At 61.9% G+C, this 17,673-nt stretch carries 18 protein-coding genes; 10 read left to right on the forward strand and 8 right to left on the reverse strand.

Annotated features, from left to right (window positions below):
* Positions 1-48 precede the first annotated feature (48 nt).
* Genes HP556_RS20715 through HP556_RS20725 form a run of 3 tightly spaced genes read left to right on the forward strand, consistent with a single transcriptional unit; the run spans position 49 to position 2,700 of the window.
* Positions 49-1,077, forward strand: coding sequence for an ABC transporter substrate-binding protein (locus tag HP556_RS20715; RefSeq protein ID WP_120291610.1), 1,029 nt, complete (start codon positions 49-51; stop codon positions 1,075-1,077).
* Positions 1,078-1,111: 34 nt separating this feature from the next.
* Positions 1,112-1,930, forward strand: a complete 819-nt coding sequence (locus HP556_RS20720; RefSeq protein ID WP_175368369.1) for an ABC transporter ATP-binding protein — start codon at positions 1,112-1,114, stop codon at positions 1,928-1,930.
* The gene (locus HP556_RS20725; protein WP_175368370.1) at positions 1,927-2,700 is read left to right on the forward strand and encodes an ABC transporter permease; all 774 of its coding nucleotides are present in this window, start codon (positions 1,927-1,929) and stop codon (positions 2,698-2,700) included. Before HP556_RS20720 ends, HP556_RS20725 begins: the two co-directional genes overlap by 4 nt.
* On the opposite strand, the gene HP556_RS20730 is transcribed toward HP556_RS20725, so the two are convergent.
* The 7 genes from HP556_RS20730 to hemP all read right to left on the reverse strand — a co-directional run bounded on the left by HP556_RS20730 (position 2,697) and on the right by hemP (position 9,104).
* Entirely contained in the window at positions 2,697-4,055 is a 1,359-nt protein-coding gene (locus HP556_RS20730; protein WP_175368371.1) for an FAD/NAD(P)-binding protein, read from the reverse strand. The two genes, HP556_RS20725 and HP556_RS20730, sit on opposite strands and share 4 nt — an antisense overlap.
* Positions 4,056-4,091: 36 nt before the next feature.
* The gene (locus HP556_RS20735; protein ID WP_175368372.1) at positions 4,092-5,381 is read right to left on the reverse strand and encodes an amidohydrolase family protein; all 1,290 of its coding nucleotides are present in this window, start codon (positions 5,379-5,381) and stop codon (positions 4,092-4,094) included.
* Between the two features lie 115 nt (positions 5,382-5,496).
* Positions 5,497-5,862, reverse strand: a complete 366-nt coding sequence (locus tag HP556_RS20740; protein WP_175368373.1) for a response regulator — start codon at positions 5,860-5,862, stop codon at positions 5,497-5,499.
* A 144-nt stretch (positions 5,863-6,006) separates the two neighbouring features.
* Positions 6,007-6,828: a heme ABC transporter ATP-binding protein gene (locus tag HP556_RS20745; RefSeq protein WP_175368374.1), complete on the reverse strand. Its 822-nt coding sequence runs from the start codon at positions 6,826-6,828 to the stop codon at positions 6,007-6,009.
* A gap of 5 nt (positions 6,829-6,833) precedes the next feature.
* Positions 6,834-7,931 carry a FecCD family ABC transporter permease gene (locus HP556_RS20750; RefSeq protein ID WP_175368375.1) on the reverse strand — a complete coding sequence of 366 codons (1,098 nt, stop codon included), beginning with the start codon at positions 7,929-7,931 and terminating at the stop codon, positions 6,834-6,836.
* Position 7,932: 1 nt separating this feature from the next.
* Complete coding sequence (locus HP556_RS20755; RefSeq protein WP_175368376.1) at positions 7,933-8,913, reverse strand: heme/hemin ABC transporter substrate-binding protein; 981 nt, start codon at positions 8,911-8,913, stop codon at positions 7,933-7,935.
* Positions 8,910-9,104, reverse strand: a complete 195-nt coding sequence (hemP, locus tag HP556_RS20760) for a hemin uptake protein HemP (RefSeq protein WP_068735289.1) — start codon at positions 9,102-9,104, stop codon at positions 8,910-8,912. Before hemP ends, HP556_RS20755 begins: the two co-directional genes overlap by 4 nt.
* 255 nt (positions 9,105-9,359) lie before the next feature.
* On the opposite strand from hemP, the gene HP556_RS20765 reads away from it, so the two are divergent.
* The 3 genes from HP556_RS20765 to hutX all read left to right on the forward strand — a co-directional run bounded on the left by HP556_RS20765 (position 9,360) and on the right by hutX (position 12,732).
* A complete protein-coding gene (locus tag HP556_RS20765) occupies positions 9,360-11,741 on the forward strand; it encodes a TonB-dependent hemoglobin/transferrin/lactoferrin family receptor (protein WP_175368377.1) in 2,382 nt (793 codons plus the stop codon).
* A 98-nt stretch (positions 11,742-11,839) separates the two neighbouring features.
* Entirely contained in the window at positions 11,840-12,178 is a 339-nt protein-coding gene (gene hmuQ / locus HP556_RS20770) for a heme-degrading protein HmuQ (protein ID WP_068735293.1), read from the forward strand.
* A 47-nt stretch (positions 12,179-12,225) separates the two neighbouring features.
* A complete protein-coding gene (gene hutX / locus HP556_RS20775; protein WP_175368378.1) occupies positions 12,226-12,732 on the forward strand; it encodes a heme utilization cystosolic carrier protein HutX in 507 nt (168 codons plus the stop codon).
* A 5-nt stretch (positions 12,733-12,737) separates the two neighbouring features.
* Here hutX and HP556_RS20780 read toward each other — a convergent pair whose 3' ends face one another.
* A complete protein-coding gene (locus HP556_RS20780) occupies positions 12,738-13,643 on the reverse strand; it encodes a LysR family transcriptional regulator (RefSeq protein ID WP_175368379.1) in 906 nt (301 codons plus the stop codon).
* Between the two features lie 239 nt (positions 13,644-13,882).
* Here HP556_RS20780 and HP556_RS20785 point away from each other — a divergent pair, with 239 nt between their 5' ends.
* From HP556_RS20785 to HP556_RS20800, 4 genes are all read left to right on the forward strand, one after another.
* Complete coding sequence (locus HP556_RS20785; RefSeq protein WP_246297833.1) at positions 13,883-15,019, forward strand: amino acid ABC transporter substrate-binding protein; 1,137 nt, start codon at positions 13,883-13,885, stop codon at positions 15,017-15,019.
* A gap of 80 nt (positions 15,020-15,099) precedes the next feature.
* Positions 15,100-15,966 carry a branched-chain amino acid ABC transporter permease gene (locus HP556_RS20790; protein ID WP_068735300.1) on the forward strand — a complete coding sequence of 289 codons (867 nt, stop codon included), beginning with the start codon at positions 15,100-15,102 and terminating at the stop codon, positions 15,964-15,966.
* Positions 15,963-16,913, forward strand: coding sequence for a branched-chain amino acid ABC transporter permease (locus HP556_RS20795; protein ID WP_175368380.1), 951 nt, complete (start codon positions 15,963-15,965; stop codon positions 16,911-16,913). The genes HP556_RS20790 and HP556_RS20795 overlap by 4 nt, the downstream gene beginning before the upstream one ends.
* Positions 16,906-17,667: an ABC transporter ATP-binding protein gene (locus HP556_RS20800; protein ID WP_175368381.1), complete on the forward strand. Its 762-nt coding sequence runs from the start codon at positions 16,906-16,908 to the stop codon at positions 17,665-17,667. Before HP556_RS20795 ends, HP556_RS20800 begins: the two co-directional genes overlap by 8 nt.
* Positions 17,668-17,673: the final 6 nt, after the last annotated feature.

Here is a 17,673-nt window from a genome sequence, read left to right on the forward strand (position 1 = left end):
CGGCGCGTTCTGCCGTATCATCTTCATGCGAGATAAAGAGGACCGATCATGCTGAAACGTCTGCTTGTTGCCGCCGGTGTTGCGATGTCGATGCTGGGTCTTGCGAACGCCCAGGAGATGAAGACGGTCAAGGTCGGGACGACCAATCTGTCATCGGATATCGGTCTGTTCCTCGCCGAGAAGCGCGGCTACTTCAAGGAAGAGGGTGTCAAGGTTGAACTGATACCGTTCGACTCCGGCGCCAAGATGGTTGCGCCGCTCGGCGCAGGCGATCTCGACGCATCGGCAGGCGCGGCCTCCGCCGGGCTCTATAATGCCGTCAATCGCGGTCTCAAGCTGAAGATGGTCGCGGACAAAGGCACCAATATCGCGGGCTATAGCTACAAGGCGCTGATGGTGCGCAAGGATCTGATCGAGTCAGGTGCATTCAAGTCGCTTGCGGATCTCAAGGGCAAGAAGGTCGCGATCATCGCCAATGGCGCGGCCGATGAGTCGGTCATCAATCAGGCGCTGAAAAAGGCCGGTTTGAAGGACGAGGATATCGAAAAGGTCTTCCTTCCGTTCCCGCAGCATCTCACCGCCTTCGCCAACAAGGCGATCGACGCGGCGATTTCGGCGGAGCCAGGCGTGACGGCGATGGTGCGCAACAATGTCGCTGTGCGCTTCACCGGCCTCGATGATTTCTATCCGGTGCAGCAGACAGCCATGCTGCTGATCAATGGCAAGTTTGCCGAAGACCGCAAAACAGTGACGGCGTTCCTCAAGGCCTATCTGCGCGGGGTGCGCGCCTATGCTGCGACGCTGAAGGACGGCAAGATCGCGGGTCCCGGCGCCGAGGACATGATCAAGGACATTGCCGAGATGACGGGCATCAAGGACACGGCGCTGCTGCATCAGATCGTACCGGTGTTCATCGATCCCGACGGTCAGATCAATCTGCCCAGCGTCGAAACCGATCTCGCCTATTTCAAGTCGCGCGGGCTGGTCACCAGCGACATCGAGGCAGCCAAGGTCGTCGACATGTCCTATGTCGATGCACTGAAGCCAGTCCTGGGGCCGTTCGCACGGCCCAAGTGAAACGGTGAAGAGAAGTGTGGCGATGACGGTGCAGATGTCGACAGCAGCAATCGGGGATAGCGGGCCGGTGCCCGCGCCGAAGATCAGTCTGCGCGACGTCACCAAGCGGCACGATACGCAACTGGCGCTGGACCGGATCACGCTCGATATCCCGGCCAGCACCTTCTTCGTGGTGGTTGGCCCGAGCGGCTGCGGCAAGACCACGTTGTTGCGCATGCTTGCCGGGCTGGATGCGCCATCGGAGGGCCGGATCGACATCGCCAATCCGCAGCCCGGCCATCCGCAGAATTCCATGGTGTTCCAGGGGGACTCGTTGTTTCCCTGGATGACCGTCTGGGACAACGCCGCCTATGGCCTGACGATGCGCAATGTCCCGAAGGCGCGCATCGACGACGTGGTCGGGCACTATCTGAACAAGACCGGCATGTATGGCGCGCGGACGCTCTATCCGCATCAATTGTCGGGCGGCATGCGCCAGCGCGTCTCCATCGCGCGCGCCTTTGCCAACGATCCCGACATTCTCTTGATGGACGAGCCGTTCTCGGCGCTCGACGAGCAGAACAAGACATTGCTGCACGAAGAGCTGTTGCGGATCTGGGAAGAGACCCGCAAGACCGTGGTCTTCATCACCCACAGTGTCGATGAAGCCGTGACGCTCGGCGATCGCATCATGGTGATGACGGCTGGCCCCGGCCGCATCAAGACTATCGTGCCGGTCGATCTGCCGCGGCCGCGCAATGTCGTAGAACTCCGGCACACACCGGCCTATGGCGAACTGGTCTATGATATCTGGGCGCAGCTGCGTGAAGAGGTCGATCGCGCGCGCAGCCGCGAGCCGGGGAGCAAGGCATGAGTTCGGTTCGCACCCGTTCACTGTGGAGCGACCGCGCCATCAGCATCCTGTCGCCGCTGGTGCTACTGGGCTTGTGGGAAATCTGCGCGCGCACCGGCATCGTGGATGTCAGGTTTTTCCCGGCGCCTTCTAATATCATTGGGCATCTGTTTGAACTCGCTTCCTCCGGCGCGCTGTGGCGTCATGTGGGAGCCAGCCTCTATCGCCTCGCTGCCGGTTTTGTCGTCGGCTGCGTGCCGGCCATCGTGATCGGACTCGCTATCGGCCTCTATCGGCCGATACGTGCGGCCTTCGATCCCCTGATCTCCGCGACCTATCCAATTCCGAAGAGCTCTCTGCTGCCGCTGATCCTGCTGATCTTCGGTCTCGGTGAAAGCTCGAAGATCGCCATGGTCGCGATCGGCGTGTTCTATCCGGTGGTGATCAATACAGCCGCGGGCGTGCGCCAGATCGCGCCGATCTTCCTCGATGTCGGCCGCAACTTCGGCGCCAGTCGGTTCAACATGTTTCGCACCGTGGCGCTGCCGGGCGCATTGCCGCTGATCATGACCGGCATCAAGCTCGGCGCCGGCATGGGCCTCGTGCTGATCGCCATCGCCGAAATGGTCGGCGCCAAACAGGGGCTGGGTTACATGATCTGGAATGCTTGGGAGCTGTTCGACGTCCAGACCATGTATGTCGGCCTGTTCGTCATCGCGATCATCGGCTTCGTGATGAATGCCGGCTTCGACGCACTGGAGCGGGCCATCGTGCCGTGGCGGAAGGGCTAGAGCGTCTTCAACTGCTCGCTCACGGCCAGCAACTGCCGCCGAATATTGGATGCCGCAGTCACTTCCCAGAACGCGCCGCGCGTCGCCGGGCCGATGGCATAGAAGCCGGGCTGAACGTGGCCGGTGCTGTCACGCAGCTCGCAGGTTGGGGCGACATCGAGGCCGAGGCCGTTGAAGCCGGTCCGCACTTGCCCGGTTTCGAGCAGCGACTTGATGAGCGGATCGCCCAGGCGATCATAACGCTCTTCCGGGCCGGTACAGTTCAGGATCCAGTTGGTGGCGAGGTTGACCGTCTCGCCGTGTCCGCGCTTGCGGATAGTGACGTCATGTCCTGATGGTGTCGCAACTGCGCTGGTGATGCGACCTGCGATCACATCGAGTCGTTTATCGCGTTGCAACTGCTCCAGCAGTTCGGCGACGTCGGGCGCCAGCCGATGCCGATGCACCATCCAGATCGCGCGCAGATGCCGCGCGAAGCGGGCACGTTCGGTCTCGGAGGCATTCCTGTAGAGTTCACCGATCGACAGCCGAAACGTATCGACCATTGTCTGCCATGGAATGCCCGCGGCCACCTTGCGCCGGGTGTCCCTGAGCAATGCCGCCAGAAGCCCACGCGCGGTGGGCACCGGGAATGAGTTCATTGGATCGGGATCGGTCTGCGCCGGCACGTCGATCAGCGGCAGCAACCCGCGCCGCGAGACCATCGTGATGGGCGCGCGCATGCCGCGATGGACGAGATCGATCACCATATCGACGGCGGTGGCGCCAGTGCCGATGACCAGCACGCGATCGTCATTGCCGATCGGATCGAGCGCGCCCGGCGCCCAGACATTCGTGATCGAGCGCGGCGATGCCTCGATGCCGGGAAATGGCGACGGCGGCTGGTTGCCAAGACAGAGGAACACCAGATCGGCGTCGATGGTCGCACCCGATGCTGTCGCAACGCGATAGCCATCGCCCTGCCGTGTCACACTCAGAGCCACATCCTGCCGCGGCGTCACGCGTCCGCTGCCCGTCAATTCGTTGAACTTCGTCGAGATGTAGTCGCCATAGACCCGGCGGGGCACGAAAGAGGTTGAATAGTCCGGCCAGTTGGCCTGGCCCGTCTCCGTCAACCATTCGACGAAGCCGTTATCTTCGGCGCCGAGTCCGCCCATCTTTGATGCTGGGACGTTGATGCGGTGCCACTTGGCTTTCGCGGAATAGGCGAGCCCGCGCCCGAAGGCGCCGTCGCGATCCAGTACGGTGATCGTCCCGATCTGCGGCAGCTTCGCCAGAATGAGCGCGGCAAACGCACCGGCCACGCCGCCGCCGATGACGGCAACGCGTAGGGATTTGGGGGAAGATGATGTCATGCTACCGGACGATGTGAGGAAAGGATGTCGAATATATCAGCTCGGCGGTGCGTAAGCGGCGGGATCGACCGATGCCGGACGGCCATCGAGCGCGAGTCGGCCGATCCGTGCTGGCGTTTCGGCGATCACCTTGCCGCGGCGCACGACCGCGAGCCGTGTCGCCTTCAGCCGGATTGCCTCGATAGGGTCGCGTGCCTGTAGCAGTACGAGGTCGCCGTTGCAGCCGACATCGAGGCCGTAACCTTCGAGGCCCATGATGGCAGCGGGATTTGTCGTGACGGTGTCGAAGCAAAAGCGCATCGCATCGCGGCTGGTCATCTGCCCGACATGTAGGCCCATATGCGCGACCTCCAGCATGTCCGCCGAGCCCAGCGAATACCATGGATCCATGCAGCAATCCTGGCCGAAGGCCACGTTAATGCCGTAGGGCCGCATCTCCGGCACGCGGGTCTGGCCGCGGCGCTTGGGGTAGCTGTCGTGGCGGCCCTGCAGCACGATATTGATCAGCGGATTCGCGATCGCGGCAACGCCGGCTTCGGCGATCAGCGGCAGCAGCTTCGAGACATAGTAGTTGTCCATCGAATGCATCGAGGTCAGATGCGAGCCGGCGACGCGACCCTGCAATCCCAGCCGCTGGGTCTCATAGGCCAGCGTTTCGATGTGGCGCGAGAGCGGATCGTCGCTCTCGTCGCAATGCATGTCGACGCGCAGGCCACGGGCTGCGGCGATCTCGCAGAGCGCCTTCACCGATGCGGCGCCATCGGCCATGGTGCGCTCGAAATGCGGAATGCCGCCGACGATGCTGACGCCCTTGTCGAGGGCACGGGCGAGATTTTGAGCAGCCGTCGGCGAGCGGAAATAGCCGTCCTGCGGGAACGCGACCAGTTCGAGGTCGAGATAGGGCGCGACCTGCTTCTTGACGTCGAGCAGCGCATCGACAGCCAGCAGCCGGTCGTCGCAGATATCCACATGGGTACGCACCGCGAGCAGGCCCTGTGCCACCGCGAGATCGCAATAGCGCAGAGCCCGTTCGACCAGTGCCTCATAAGTGAGGTGTGGTTTCAACTCGCCCCACAGCGCGATGCCTTCGAGCAGGGTGCCGGACACATTCAGCCGCGGCAGGCCGAGCGATAGCGTCGCATCCATATGGAAGTGAATGTCGACGAATGGCGGCGAGACCAGATGCCCGGCGGCATCGATCACCCGTCCGGCGTCTCCCGGCAGATCGGGCTGCACCGCGACGATACGGCCCCCTTTAATGGCGATATCCTGGCCCGTGCGGCCGTCGGGAAGCGTGGCGTTGCGAATGAGGAGGTCGAACGGCATGAAACCCTTGCTGCTGCAGGTGTGATCGCCGAATTATCGGCGTTGCGCTGCAGCAATGCAAGACGGTCCCACGCGGGCGGCATCTACCGGTCCGCGCGGACCGATTTGACCTGTATCAGTGAAACGATTGTTGTGCGGCGCGGAGCAGATCGATCGGGCTCCATGGCTTGGCCATGAACAGCGTGCCGTCGGGCAGCCGACGCACGCGAGGCGCGCCCGACGTCACGATCACATGCATATCGGGGAATCGTTGCTTGGCGAGATAAGCGAGCTCGATGCCGTCCATCAGGCCTGCGAGTTCCACGTCGGTGAAGACCATCGCAACATTGTCGCCGGATTCCTCCAGCACCAGCACGGCGGCCTCCGCGCTTTCGCATTCGATAACGTTCATCTCGCTCTCTTCGAGCAGCAGGCTGACCAGTGTGCGTTGTGCTTCGTCGTTCTCGACCACCAGCGCTGTCGACCTGTGTGCATAACCCATGGGGGAGCCTCCGTGGTTTGGTTGCGACAGGAGGGCAATGCGTGAGTTCATCAGCGGTTCAGATAAAAGTGAGTTCCCGTGAGCAACAATGTTACTCACGCAAATTACGTGCCTGCGCAGGATGATGTGCCGGCAGAAATGCAGTTAACCCACTACGGAAGTTGAAGCCGCAATCTGTTGCATCATCTGCGGCAGCAGATAGGGCGCGCCATCGTCGGTGCGGGCGACGACGACGTCGATATCGAACACGCGGCGGATCACATCGCTGGTGATCGTTTCCGCAGGCGTTCCTTCCGCTGCAACAGCGCCGTTGCGCATCACGATGATGCGATCCGCAAACCGAACTGCGAGATTGAGATCGTGCAGCACTGCGATCACGGCCGTGCCGTTGCGCGCACGTTGCCGCGAAATTTCCACCAGCTCGATCTGATGGCGCAGATCGAGAGATGATGTCGGCTCGTCGAGCAACAGGATGCCTGGACCATGGGCAGCTTCGCCGCAGGCGAGCTGCACGAGGATGCGTGCGAAATGCGCGCGCTGTTGCTCGCCTCCTGACAGCGTTGGTAATTCGCGATGACGGAAGTCGCCAAGGCCCACTTCATCGATGGCGGCATCAACCAGCGATTGCGCAGAAGCCAGCGGCAGGTTGCCCCGACCCATCTGCACGACTTCCTCGACCGTGAATGGAAAGCTCACACTGACATGTTGCGACAGCATCGCGCGCCGCATCGCCAGTTCGGCGGGCGACCAGGCGTGGAGGTCGCGGCCTTTCAGAGTGATGGCGCCGCGCGACGCGCGCAGATCGGCCGACAGCAAGCGTAGCAGTGTCGACTTGCCGGCGCCGTTGGGGCCGACGATGGCGACCATCTCGCCGCTGGTGATGGCGAGATCGACATGATTGAGCAGCGTGGCCTGGCCGATGGTCAGTGAGATGCCGGATGCTGTGAGGACGGGAGCGTCGGCCATCGGTGTCACAGCCCCACCAGCCCGCGCTGACGCAGCAGAATCAGCAGGAATATCGGCGCGCCCACGGCGGCAGTCAGGATGCCGATCGGCATCTCGGCCGGCGCCACGATGGTGCGGGCCAACGTATCGGCTCCAACCAGCAGGCTCGCGCCGAGACCGACTGAGGCCGGCAGTAACAGTCGATGACCCGGTCCGATCATCAACCGCAGCAGATGCGGCACGACGATGCCGACAAAGCCGATCACGCCGCACACCGAAACCGCTGCGCCGGTCATAATGGAGATCAGCACGATGCAGATGCGCTTGAGGCGCTCCACATCGACGCCGGAATGGAAGGCCTCGGACTCGCCGAGGATCAGCACGTCGAGGCCGCGGCTGGTGAAGAACATGCCGATCAAGCCTAGCGCCAGCATAGGCGCAATCGTCGCCGCCTTGCTCCAGGTCGCGCCGCTGAGCGAGCCGAGCAGCCAGAATGTGATGTCGCGCAATTGTCGGTCGTCGGCGATGAACACCAAAAGGCCGATGCCCGCATTGGCGATCGCAGCAATGGCGATGCCGGCGAGCAGGAACAGCGCGATGGAGGTGCGTCCGCTGCGGCTGGAAATTCGATAAAGAATAATGGTGGTGAGCAGCGAGCCGATGAAGGCGGCTAATGGCAACAGAAACGGCTGCAGAAAAGTAACATAATGCGCAAAGCGGCTGTCGCTGATGACGATGGCGCCCGCTGCAGCAAATGCCCCGCCGCTGGAGACGCCGACCAGCGCCGGATCGGCGAGGGGATTGCGAAACAGGCCCTGCATAATCGCGCCGGCGGCGCCCAGCATGCCGCCGATCATGGCGGCGATGGCAATGCGCGGAATCCGGATCGACCACAGGATCAGTTGATCGCGCGCGGCAAATGGATTGGCGGGATCGGCGGCCGTCAGGCCAAGCGCAGCGGGCAGGCGGGTAAGGGGAATGCCGGCGGCACCCACGGTGGCGGCAAGCAGCACCGTCAGCAGCAGTGCCGCGAGCAGGCCGCACAACACGATAACGGTGGCAGGGCGACGCACCCGACCGGTCGTTCTGACAAACGCAGTCAGCTTGGCGTCGGCAGCGCTCATCTTATTGGCGGCAGTTGACGGCGAGCGAGACGGGCTTGAACGTTGCAGCCTCGGACGACAGCGCCGGGTCGAGCTTGACGGCGAGGTCGCGCGCGGCGGCGGCCGTGCGCGGACCGAAGCCGAGCAGATAGAGGCCATCCATGGCGACCAGGCTCCTGGTCTTCGCGGCCGGCGTCAGTGCGAATGCCGGGCTGGCAAACACGGTGTCGGCCTGCAGCGTATCCTTGCCGCGCTCCATCGAGAGCACGGTATCCGGCTTGGCTGCGGCGATGGCTTCATCGCTCATGATCTTGTAGCCGTCGAAGCTGTCCGCGACATTGACGCCACCGGCCAGCTTGATGATCTCGTTGGCTGCCGTCTTCTGGCCTGCGACCATAGTGCGGCCATCGAGGAAGGACATCACGAACATCACCCGTGGCGGGGTCTTCACCTTGGCGCGCAATTCACGCAGTGCGGTAAGATCGCCGGCCACGGCGTTGGCGAGACATTCGCCGCGTGCCTCGACACCCGCGACCTTGGCGACCAGCCGTATCTTCTCCACCATGCCGGCTTCGGTGAACGTATCCGGCACCATGATGAGTGGGATCTTGGCGGCGTCGATGACGTCGATGGTTTCCTTCGGGCCGGAGCCCGCGATGGCGAGCACCAGTTGCGGATTCAGCCCCAGTACGCCTTCCGCAGAGAGCTGGCGCATGTAACCGACATTGGGTTTGTCGGCCATGGCCTTCGGCGGATACAGGCTGGTCGTATCGACGGCGACGATACGGTCGTCAGCGCCGAGGGCATAAAGGATTTCGGTCACTGCGCCGCCGATTGAGACGATGCGGGTCGAGTGGCCGATGGTGACGTCGCGTCCGCGTGCGTCGCGCACGACGGCGTCTTCCGCCGCGGCCGCGGCTGACAGCGCCAGCGTGCCGGCAAGCACTACACATTGCAGCGCATGTGCGATGCGATGACGTCGAACGGGGAGGCCGGCGGTCATTTGGTGAGGATCAGCTTGTTCTGGAACGTCAGGCGCAGGCGATAGGTCTCGTCGCCATGCGTAATCAGCAACTCGCGCTGATCCGCGAACAGCTCCTTGCTGTCCATCCGGTCGCCATTTATGACCACATTGCGTCCGGCTGAGGATTTGGCGTGAGCGGCAGCGCTGCCGTCGTGAGAACCCGTATCCATAGCGCCGATCTATCCCATCCGTAAAAGTCTCTGTCATCGTTATAGGTTTTGTCGCACCTCATCGCCAAGCACTGCAGTCTATAATCAGTATAAACAGGGCGGGGATTGCTTGACCCCCCCGTTAATGAACCGTAATCGAAAATGGCAACTTGGTGGCAGGGGTCCCCGAGTCGCATTCGAGAGCCAGCAAGCTCACTGCCTCGTGCAGCGCCAGCCAGCCACGATCCGTTGAAATTTGTGTTTGGGGATTAGGCTATGGCTCTTGGGGGCATGACTACGCGCGCCTTGTTGTTGGGTGTGTCGATCGTATCAATGGGGGCGTTGGTCTCCGAGACCGCCTTGGCACAGGCCGCCGCGCAGGCAGGCGACGTGCAGCCGCAAAAGCCGAAACCCGCCAAGAAAAAGCGTGCTGCTGCCAAGCCGGCGGCCGTGCCGGCGCAGGTAGCTAACGCAAATGCGCAGGCCAGCCGCAGCGGCCAGTCACTCGATGAAATCACGGTGACGGCTTCGAAGACCCAGGAGCGCGCCATCGATGCGCTGGCGCCCGTCAGCGTCGTGACGCAGGAGCAGATCCAGCTGCAGCAGCCGAGCCGGCTGAGCCAGCTTTTCTACAATGTCCCCGGTGTCTGGATGCAGGATCGTGGCGATGATCCGTCCACGGCGATCAATATCCGCGGCTTGCAGGATTTCGGACGTGTCGCCGTTGTCGTTGACGGCGCTCGCCAGAACTATCAGCGCTCCGGTCACAATGCGAATGGCTCGTTCTTTCTCGATCCCGAGCTGATCGGCGGCATCGATATCACCCGCGGCCCGACTGCCAATATTTACGGCTCTGGTGCCATCGGCGGCGTGGCCTCGTTCCGCACCAAGGATATCAATGACGTTCTGCGACCCGGCGAGCGCTGGGGCGTGGATATGAGCGGCTCCTACGGCTCCAACAACAATCGCGGTCTCGGCTCCGTGTTCGGCGGCGTGCGTGTCGACCCGACGGTCGATGTGTTCGGCGGTGCGGTCTATCGCACCCAGGGCAACTACAAGGATGGCGCCGGTACCGAGATTGGCAATACAGGCAACGACATCGCTGCGGGCCTGATGAAAGTTACGGTTCGCCCGGCCGACGGCCATGAGGTGAAGTTCGGCGGCCTGTTCCAGGACTACAGCTACACGATTGGTCAGTTGAATCGTGGTCCAACTACAACGCCGGCCTTGATCGCTCTGAATCAGGGCTCGTCCGTCTATGCCTCCAATGCAAAGAACTATACCGGTACGGTGACGTGGAAATACGCGCGTCCGGAGGACATGCTGTTCGATTTCAATGTCTCGCTTTACGGCAATCGCGTCGACAACGACCAGACCAAGACCTACCACTATTCGACGGCCGGCACCGCGCTCTGCGGTGCTGGTAGTGCCGGTAACAACATTTCTGGTTGCGTTGGCGATCAGCGCGGCTACTTGCTGGATACGTTCGGCGTCGACGTCAACAACACGTCTCGCTTCAATATCGGTGAGTGGCGCAATGCTGTGACCTATGGCTTCGACGTCTTCAACGACAAGGTGAAAACATTCGACTCGCGCGGAAACTCCAACATCACCACGCCGAGCGGCGAGCGCACAGTCTCCGGCGGCTTCGTCCAGCTAAAGACCAACTATTCGAGTTGGCTCGAAGTCATAGGCGCGCTGCGTTATGACCACTATGAGCTCAATTCAAGCGGGACAGCCGTGGGTGTTAACAATGTTTCATCCAGCGGTGACCGCCTGTCGCCCAAGATCACACTCGGCGTGACGCCGGTAGCGGGCTTTACGCCCTATGTGAGCTATGCGGAGGGTTATCGTGCACCATCCATCAGTGAAACGCTCATTGCAGGTGGCCACGCTTCCGGCGGCGGACCGACTTTCGTCACCTGTGCTGATGGTACCGCTGGCCTGTTCTGCTTCTTGCCGAACCCGAACCTCCGGGCAGAAGTCGGCAAGAACAAGGAAGTCGGCATCAATCTGAAATACAACGACGTCTTTACGTCTGGCGACAGTTTCCGCGCCAAGTTTAACTTCTTCCGCAACGACGTTGATGACTACATCGACCTCGTCGCCTCTACGCCAGTTCTCGTCAACTATGTATTCATGGGGCGTCCTGGCACCATCCTCAACAGCAACTTCTATCAGTACCAAAACATTGCCAATGCGAAGATCGAAGGCTTCGAGGCCGAGACGGCCTATGACGCGGGCCTTTGGTTCCTGGGCGTCGGCGCGACGGTTCAAAGCGGCAAGAACACCCAGACCAATGTTGGTCTGGCGACAATCCAGCCGCGCAAGGTCACGACCACCGGTGGCGTCCGCCTGCTCGATCGCAAGCTGACAATCTCGGCTCAGTGGGCTTCGGTCGCGGCCAATACCGACCTTCCGGCCGGATACGTGCCATCGACCTCCTACGATCTCGTCAATCTCTACGTCGCCTATCAACCGACGCAGGACATCACCTTGAATTTCGGGGTCGACAATATCCTGAACCAGTATTACCGCCCCTATGCTATTCCCGGGTCGACCAGCGATGGCACAACGCAGAACGACGCGTTGTGGACCGCCCCTGGTCCGGGCATCGTTTACAAGGGTGGCATCAAGGTGCATTTCGGCGGCGCATAATCGCCATCTGCATCCACCAGCCTCCAAGGAATCGCGCTCATGTCCGGGCGCGATTTCGGTTATGATAGGTTCTCGACGTCACGAAAGGAAAGACATCCATGTTCATCGCCATGAACCGCTTTCAGGTCAAAACCGGATCCGAAGCCGCTTTCGAAAACATCTGGGCGACCCGCGAATCCTATCTCTCGGAATTGCCGGGCTTCATCGAGTTCAGCCTGCTGAAGGGGCCGGTGGCTGAGGATCACACGCTGTATTCGTCGCATACGGTCTGGGCCAGCAAGGCAGACTTCGAGGGCTGGACCAAGTCCGAGCAGTTCCGCAAGGCGCATGCCCGCGCGGACAATAAGTCGGAAGGCGCCAGCCTCTATCTCGGTCACCCCAAGTTCGAGGGTTTCGAAGTGATCCAGTCCGAGCGCCGCAAGAGCGCTGCGGCCTGATTGCAGGCACTGCGTCTCACATCAATGATCGATCACGGAGCCATCTCATGCTGAATACGGATCTCGCCGCGCTGAAGACCTATATGGCGGAGAATCCCGGCGCCGTGGTCGAGACCGTTGCGCGCGAGCGGGGCGTCACGCCGCGTGCGGTGCTGGAAGCGCTGCCCGAGGGGATGGTGACCATCGGTGGCGGCGCCGACACGTTCGTCACGGCGATGACGGATATCGCCGAGTGGGGCGAGGTGACGCTGATCGTGCATACCGAGGACGGCATCTTCGAGACCACAGCGCCGCTGTCGCCGGGTGCCATTGGCCACGGCTACTACAATCTGACGCAGCCCAAGGGGTTGCATGGCCATCTGCGTCATGAGCGCTGCGGCGGCGTGGCTTTCGTCGAGCGGCCGTTCATGGGCAAGTCGTCGGCTTTCGTCGCATTTCTCAATGTCGATGGCGGTGTGATGTTCAAGGTCTTCGTGGGCCGCGACGAGACCCGTGCGCTGAAGCAGGATCAGCTCGAACGTTTCCGCGTACTGGCTGGAAAGCTCGCTGCTTAAGGCGTCTACCCTTCTTCACTGTCCTTCATCTGCGCCACCAGCATCTCGGCGACCAGTCGCGTTGATGGCGATGCCATGCGCGCGGCCGACTGCACCAGCGTCACCTGTGTTGACTCCAGTCTGCGGTCGCGCGGCGGGATCGCGACAAGTGTGCCGGCATTGATCGCCGCCGTCGCCGAGACCATCGGCAGGAACGTCGCAAGATCGGTGCGGGCAGCGACGGTCTGGGTGAAGGCCAGCGAGTTGGTCTCGCTGCACATTTCCAGCCGCACACTGGCCTGTGCGCAGGACTTGTCGAGTTCCTGACGAATGCCGAATGATGGGTCCGGAAGGATCACGCGCAACCCTGCAAGATCCTTCATCGCGTATGAGTTTTGGCCGGCGAGCGGATGCGTGGGCGCGACGATCAGGCAGACCGGTTGCCGCATGCGTCCGAGTTCGATCAGATCGCGTCGCGGCGCACGACCGAAGATCAGGCCGAGATCGACCTCGTTCTGGCTGACCATCTCGACCACATCGCGAGCGCCCACGGCGGTGACAGATAGCGCGATCCCGGGATATTGCTGCGACAGGTCAACGAAGGAGTTGGGCAGGAAGCTCGACAGCATGCCTTCGACGGTGGCGATCTTCACCTGGCCGCGGCGCAGCGATGCGAATTCCTCGACCTGGCTGCGCAGCCCGTCGAGCTGGCTGCGGTTCTCGACTGCATAGCGATAGAGCACGTGGCCGGCATCGGTCAGGTTCATGCCGCGCGCGCCGCGCTCGAACAGCTTGACCGCAAGCTCCTCCTCCAGACCCTGCACCTGCCGGCTAATGGCGGAGGGGGCGATGCGGAGCGCTGCGGCGGCCTGTTTGATCGATCCGGACTCGGTAACCACGCGAAAATAGCGAATGGCGGTGGATTCGATCATGGTCAGTCCCTCGCTGCTGGCTGCCCAGCGCGATGGCAGGACCTGACTAGCGTTCTGATTTTCAGACCTCTCACATCGAAATTCAATGCTTTTATTCGAAATCTAAATTTGACAGAGTTTTGATCAGGTCACGGTCCCGTCATCGATGGAGAATTTGGATGTTTCATCCCCGGCTTGCTGTCTCGGCTTTTTCCGCATCCCTCCTGCTGGCTGCGGCCGGTTTGGGAGCGACCTCCTCAATGGCTTCGGCGCAGGATGTGATCCGCTTCGGCGCGCCGCTGCCGATTACCGGGCCGCTGGCGCCGGAAGCCGTGAAGCAGCAGCAGGGCTACGACCTCTGGGCCGAACAGGCCAACAAGGCCGGCGGCATCGATGTCGGCGGCAAGAAGTACAAGGTCGAGATCGTCTATTCGGACTACCAGTCCAACACGCCGCGCTCGGTGCAGACCACCGAACAGATGATCACCCAGGACAAGGTGAACTTCATGTTCGGCCCGTTCGGCTCGGGCGCCGCCAAGGCCGCCAGCACGATCGCCGAGAAATACAAGGTGCCGATGCTGGCCGCGACGGCGTCGTCATCCCAAGTCTATGATCAGAACTACAAATATCTGTTCGGCACCTTCACCCCGAACGACACGCTGACGACGCCGCTGACGCAGCTCGTCAAGGCCAAGGCTGCCGACGTCAAGAAGGTTGCCATTCTGGCGCGTAACGATCTGTTTCCGCTGGCCATCGCGCAGGAAATGGAGAAATCCGCCAAGGCCAACGGTCTCGAAGTCGTCTATTTCGAAAAATACGCCATCAACACGCTCGATCACTCCGCAACCCTGTCGCAGATCAAGTCGTTGAATCCGCAATGGGTGTTCGTCACCGGCTACACCAACGACCTCTTGCTGATCCGCAAGCAGATGGTCGATCAGCAGATGAAGGCCAATGTCGTGACCATGATCGCCGGTCCGGCCTATCAGGAATTCATCGAATCCGCCGGGCAGAGCGCCGAGAACATCTCCAGCGCCTCGTGGTGGCATCCGGCCGAACAGTACAACGGCAAAGACATTTTCGGCACCACGGCCAACTTCGTGAAGCTGTTCAAGGACAAGTACAAGCTCGAGCCCGACTACGCCCACGCCTCGGCTGCGGTCTGCGGCGCGCTGTTCCAGATGGCCATCGAAAAGGCCGGTTCGCTGGATCGCGACAAGGTGCGTGACGAACTCGCCAAGATGGACGTCGTGACCTTCTGGGGCCCGGTGAAATTCGGCGCCAACGGCCAGATCAACTCGCTCGAACCGCCGGTCTTCCAGATCCAGGCCGGCAAGCCTGTTGTGCTGTTCCCGGACGCCATCAAGCAGGGCGACTTCAAGCTCGGCGTGAACTGAGCATGATCCCGAAAAGTGGATACCGGTTTTCGGACAAGATCATGCTCAAGCAAGTCTGCTAAGACCGGCGGGGAATCCACATGCTGGCCATCCAGGTCCTGATCAATGCACTCGTGCTTGGGTGTCTCTATGCCTGTATCGCGATCGGTTTCTCGCTGGTCTGGGGCGTGCTCAACGTCATCAACCTGATCCACGGCTCGTTCATCGTGCTCGGCGCCTATCTCGCCTGGGGCGCCTATAATTCGCTCGGCCTGTCGCCGTGGTATGCGCTGCTGATCGCCGCGCCGGCGTTCTTCGTGTTCGGCTATCTGTTGCAGCGGCTGCTGCTCAACCGCGTCATCACTGCACCGGTGCTGGTGACGCTGACGCTGACCTTCGGGCTCGATCTGATCCTGAACAATGCGATGATCTATTACTTCAAGGCCGATTACCGGAAGCTGATCCTCAATCCGCCCACGGGATCGATCTCGATCTTCGACGTCGTCGTTCCCGTCGACCGTCTGATCGCCACCGCCTCAGCGCTGGCGCTGACCTTTCTGCTCTATCTGCTGCTGCGCCGCTCCAAGGTCGGCCGCGCCATTGTCGCCGTCCGGCTCGACCGCGATGCTGCCGTGCTGATGGGCGTCGATGTGAAATCGATCTACGCCATCGCCTTCGGTCTCGGCGCTGCGCTCGCCGGCTGCGCCGGTGTGCTGATGGCGCTGATCTTCCCGATCTCACCGCTGACCTCATCGGCCTATCTGGGCAAGGCCTTCGTGGTCTGCGTGCTCGGCGGACTCGGCAGCGTGTCCGGCGCATTGGCGGGCGGCATCTTGCTGGCTTTGGTCGAAGGCGTGGGCTCGGTCTATCTCGGCCCGGCCCATGCGGTGACGCTGTCCTTCGTCCTGCTCATCATCTTCCTTGTGGTCAGGCCGCAGGGCTTGCTCGGCCGAAAGGGTTTTGAATGACCCGGACCAATATCGCGCTTCTCGTCCTCATTGGCTGCGTGGCGGCACTGCCCCTGTTTGGCGATGCCTATGCGCTACGTCTCGGCACCATGGCCTGCATGTATGCGATCTTCGCGTTGTCATGGAACATCGTCGGCGGCTTCGCCGGTTACCCGTCTTTTGCGACGGCCGCCTTCTTCGGGCTCGGCGCCTACACGACCGGCATTCTCATGAATAAGGGCGTGCCGCTGCCCCTGTCGCTGCTGGGGTCGCTGGTATTGTGCCTGTTGCTTGCTGCGGCTCTCGGTGTGGTGCTGCTGCGCCTCCGCGGCCATTACTTCGCCATCGCCAGCCTGTCGCTGGTCGAAGTGTTCCGCGAACTCGTCAACAACGCCACCGACCTCACCGGCGGCGGCATGGGCCTGAACATTCCGCTGGTCTCCGGGTCGAGCGTGCTGTCCGACGCGACGTTCTTCTTTTACGCCATGTGGGGACTGCTGCTGATCACCGCGCTCGTCGTCATCGCAGTCTCGATGTCGAAGCTCGGCTTCGGTCTCAACTGCATCCGGCAGAACGAGACGGCCTCGAACATGGTCGGTCTCAATTCCACGCTCTACAAGGCCGTGGCTTTCGGCCTGTCCGCCTGTTTCGTCGGTGCCGCCGGCGGGCTCTATGCGGCCTGGGTGCATTACATCGATCCGTCCGACGTGTTCGACATCTTGTATTCGGTGAAGCCGATCGTGATGGCGCTGATGGGCGGGCTCGGCTCGCCGCTCGGCGTGGTCTGCGGCGCCTTCGTCTATCTCGGCCTCGAGGAAGTGGTCTGGCGCAATTACATCCAGATCCATTCGGGCGTGCTGGGCGTGCTCATCATCCTGCTGCTGCTGTTCCTGCCGCATGGGTTGGTCTCGCTGCATGCCGGCAAGATCTGGCGCGGGCTCAGCGGACGAAAGGCAAAGCATGTCTGAGATCCGTCAAGAAATCCTGCATCTCAGCAGCGTCTCGCGAAACTTCAGCGGGCTGAAGGCGCTGAGCGATGTCTCGCTGTCCGTTAACAAGGGCGAGGTGGTTGGCCTGATCGGCCCGAATGGCGCCGGCAAGACCACGCTGGTCAACACCATCTGCGGTGTCACGCCGGCGAGTTCCGGCGTGGTCACCTTCGATGGCCGCGACATCACGCGGATCAAGACCTATCAATCGGCGCGGCTCGGCCTGTCGCGCACCTTCCAGATCGTGCAGCCCTTTGCGGAATTTTCGGCGCTCGACAATGTCGCTGCGGCCGCGTTGTTCTCGCAACCGGGCGAGAGCCTGAAGTCGGCGCGCGAGGCCGCTCGCGCGCATCTCGCATTCGTTGGCCTCGACGCGCAGGCCGACCAGTCCGCAGCAACGTTGACACTGGCGATGCGCAAGCGGCTGGAGCTAGCCAAGGCGCTGGCGATGAAGCCGAAGCTGCTGTTCCTCGACGAGGTCAATGCCGGCCTCAACAGCGCCGAGGTCGAACGCGCCACCAAGCTGATCCATCAGCTCGCCGCCGACGGCATCACCATCGTGATGATCGAACATCTGATGAAGGTCGTGCTCAATGTCTGCACCCGCATCGCGGTGCTGCATAACGGACGGCTGATTGCCGACGGCGCGCCGCGCGACATCATCAAGGATCCCGCCGTCGTCGATGCCTATCTGGGCCAGCAATATGCACAACGGAACGCCGCCCGTGGCTGATCATTC

Origin of the sequence: Tardiphaga robiniae (assembly GCF_013359755.1) — a bacterium.
In the GTDB taxonomy this organism is placed as follows: Bacteria; Pseudomonadota; Alphaproteobacteria; order Rhizobiales; family Xanthobacteraceae; genus Tardiphaga; species Tardiphaga robiniae.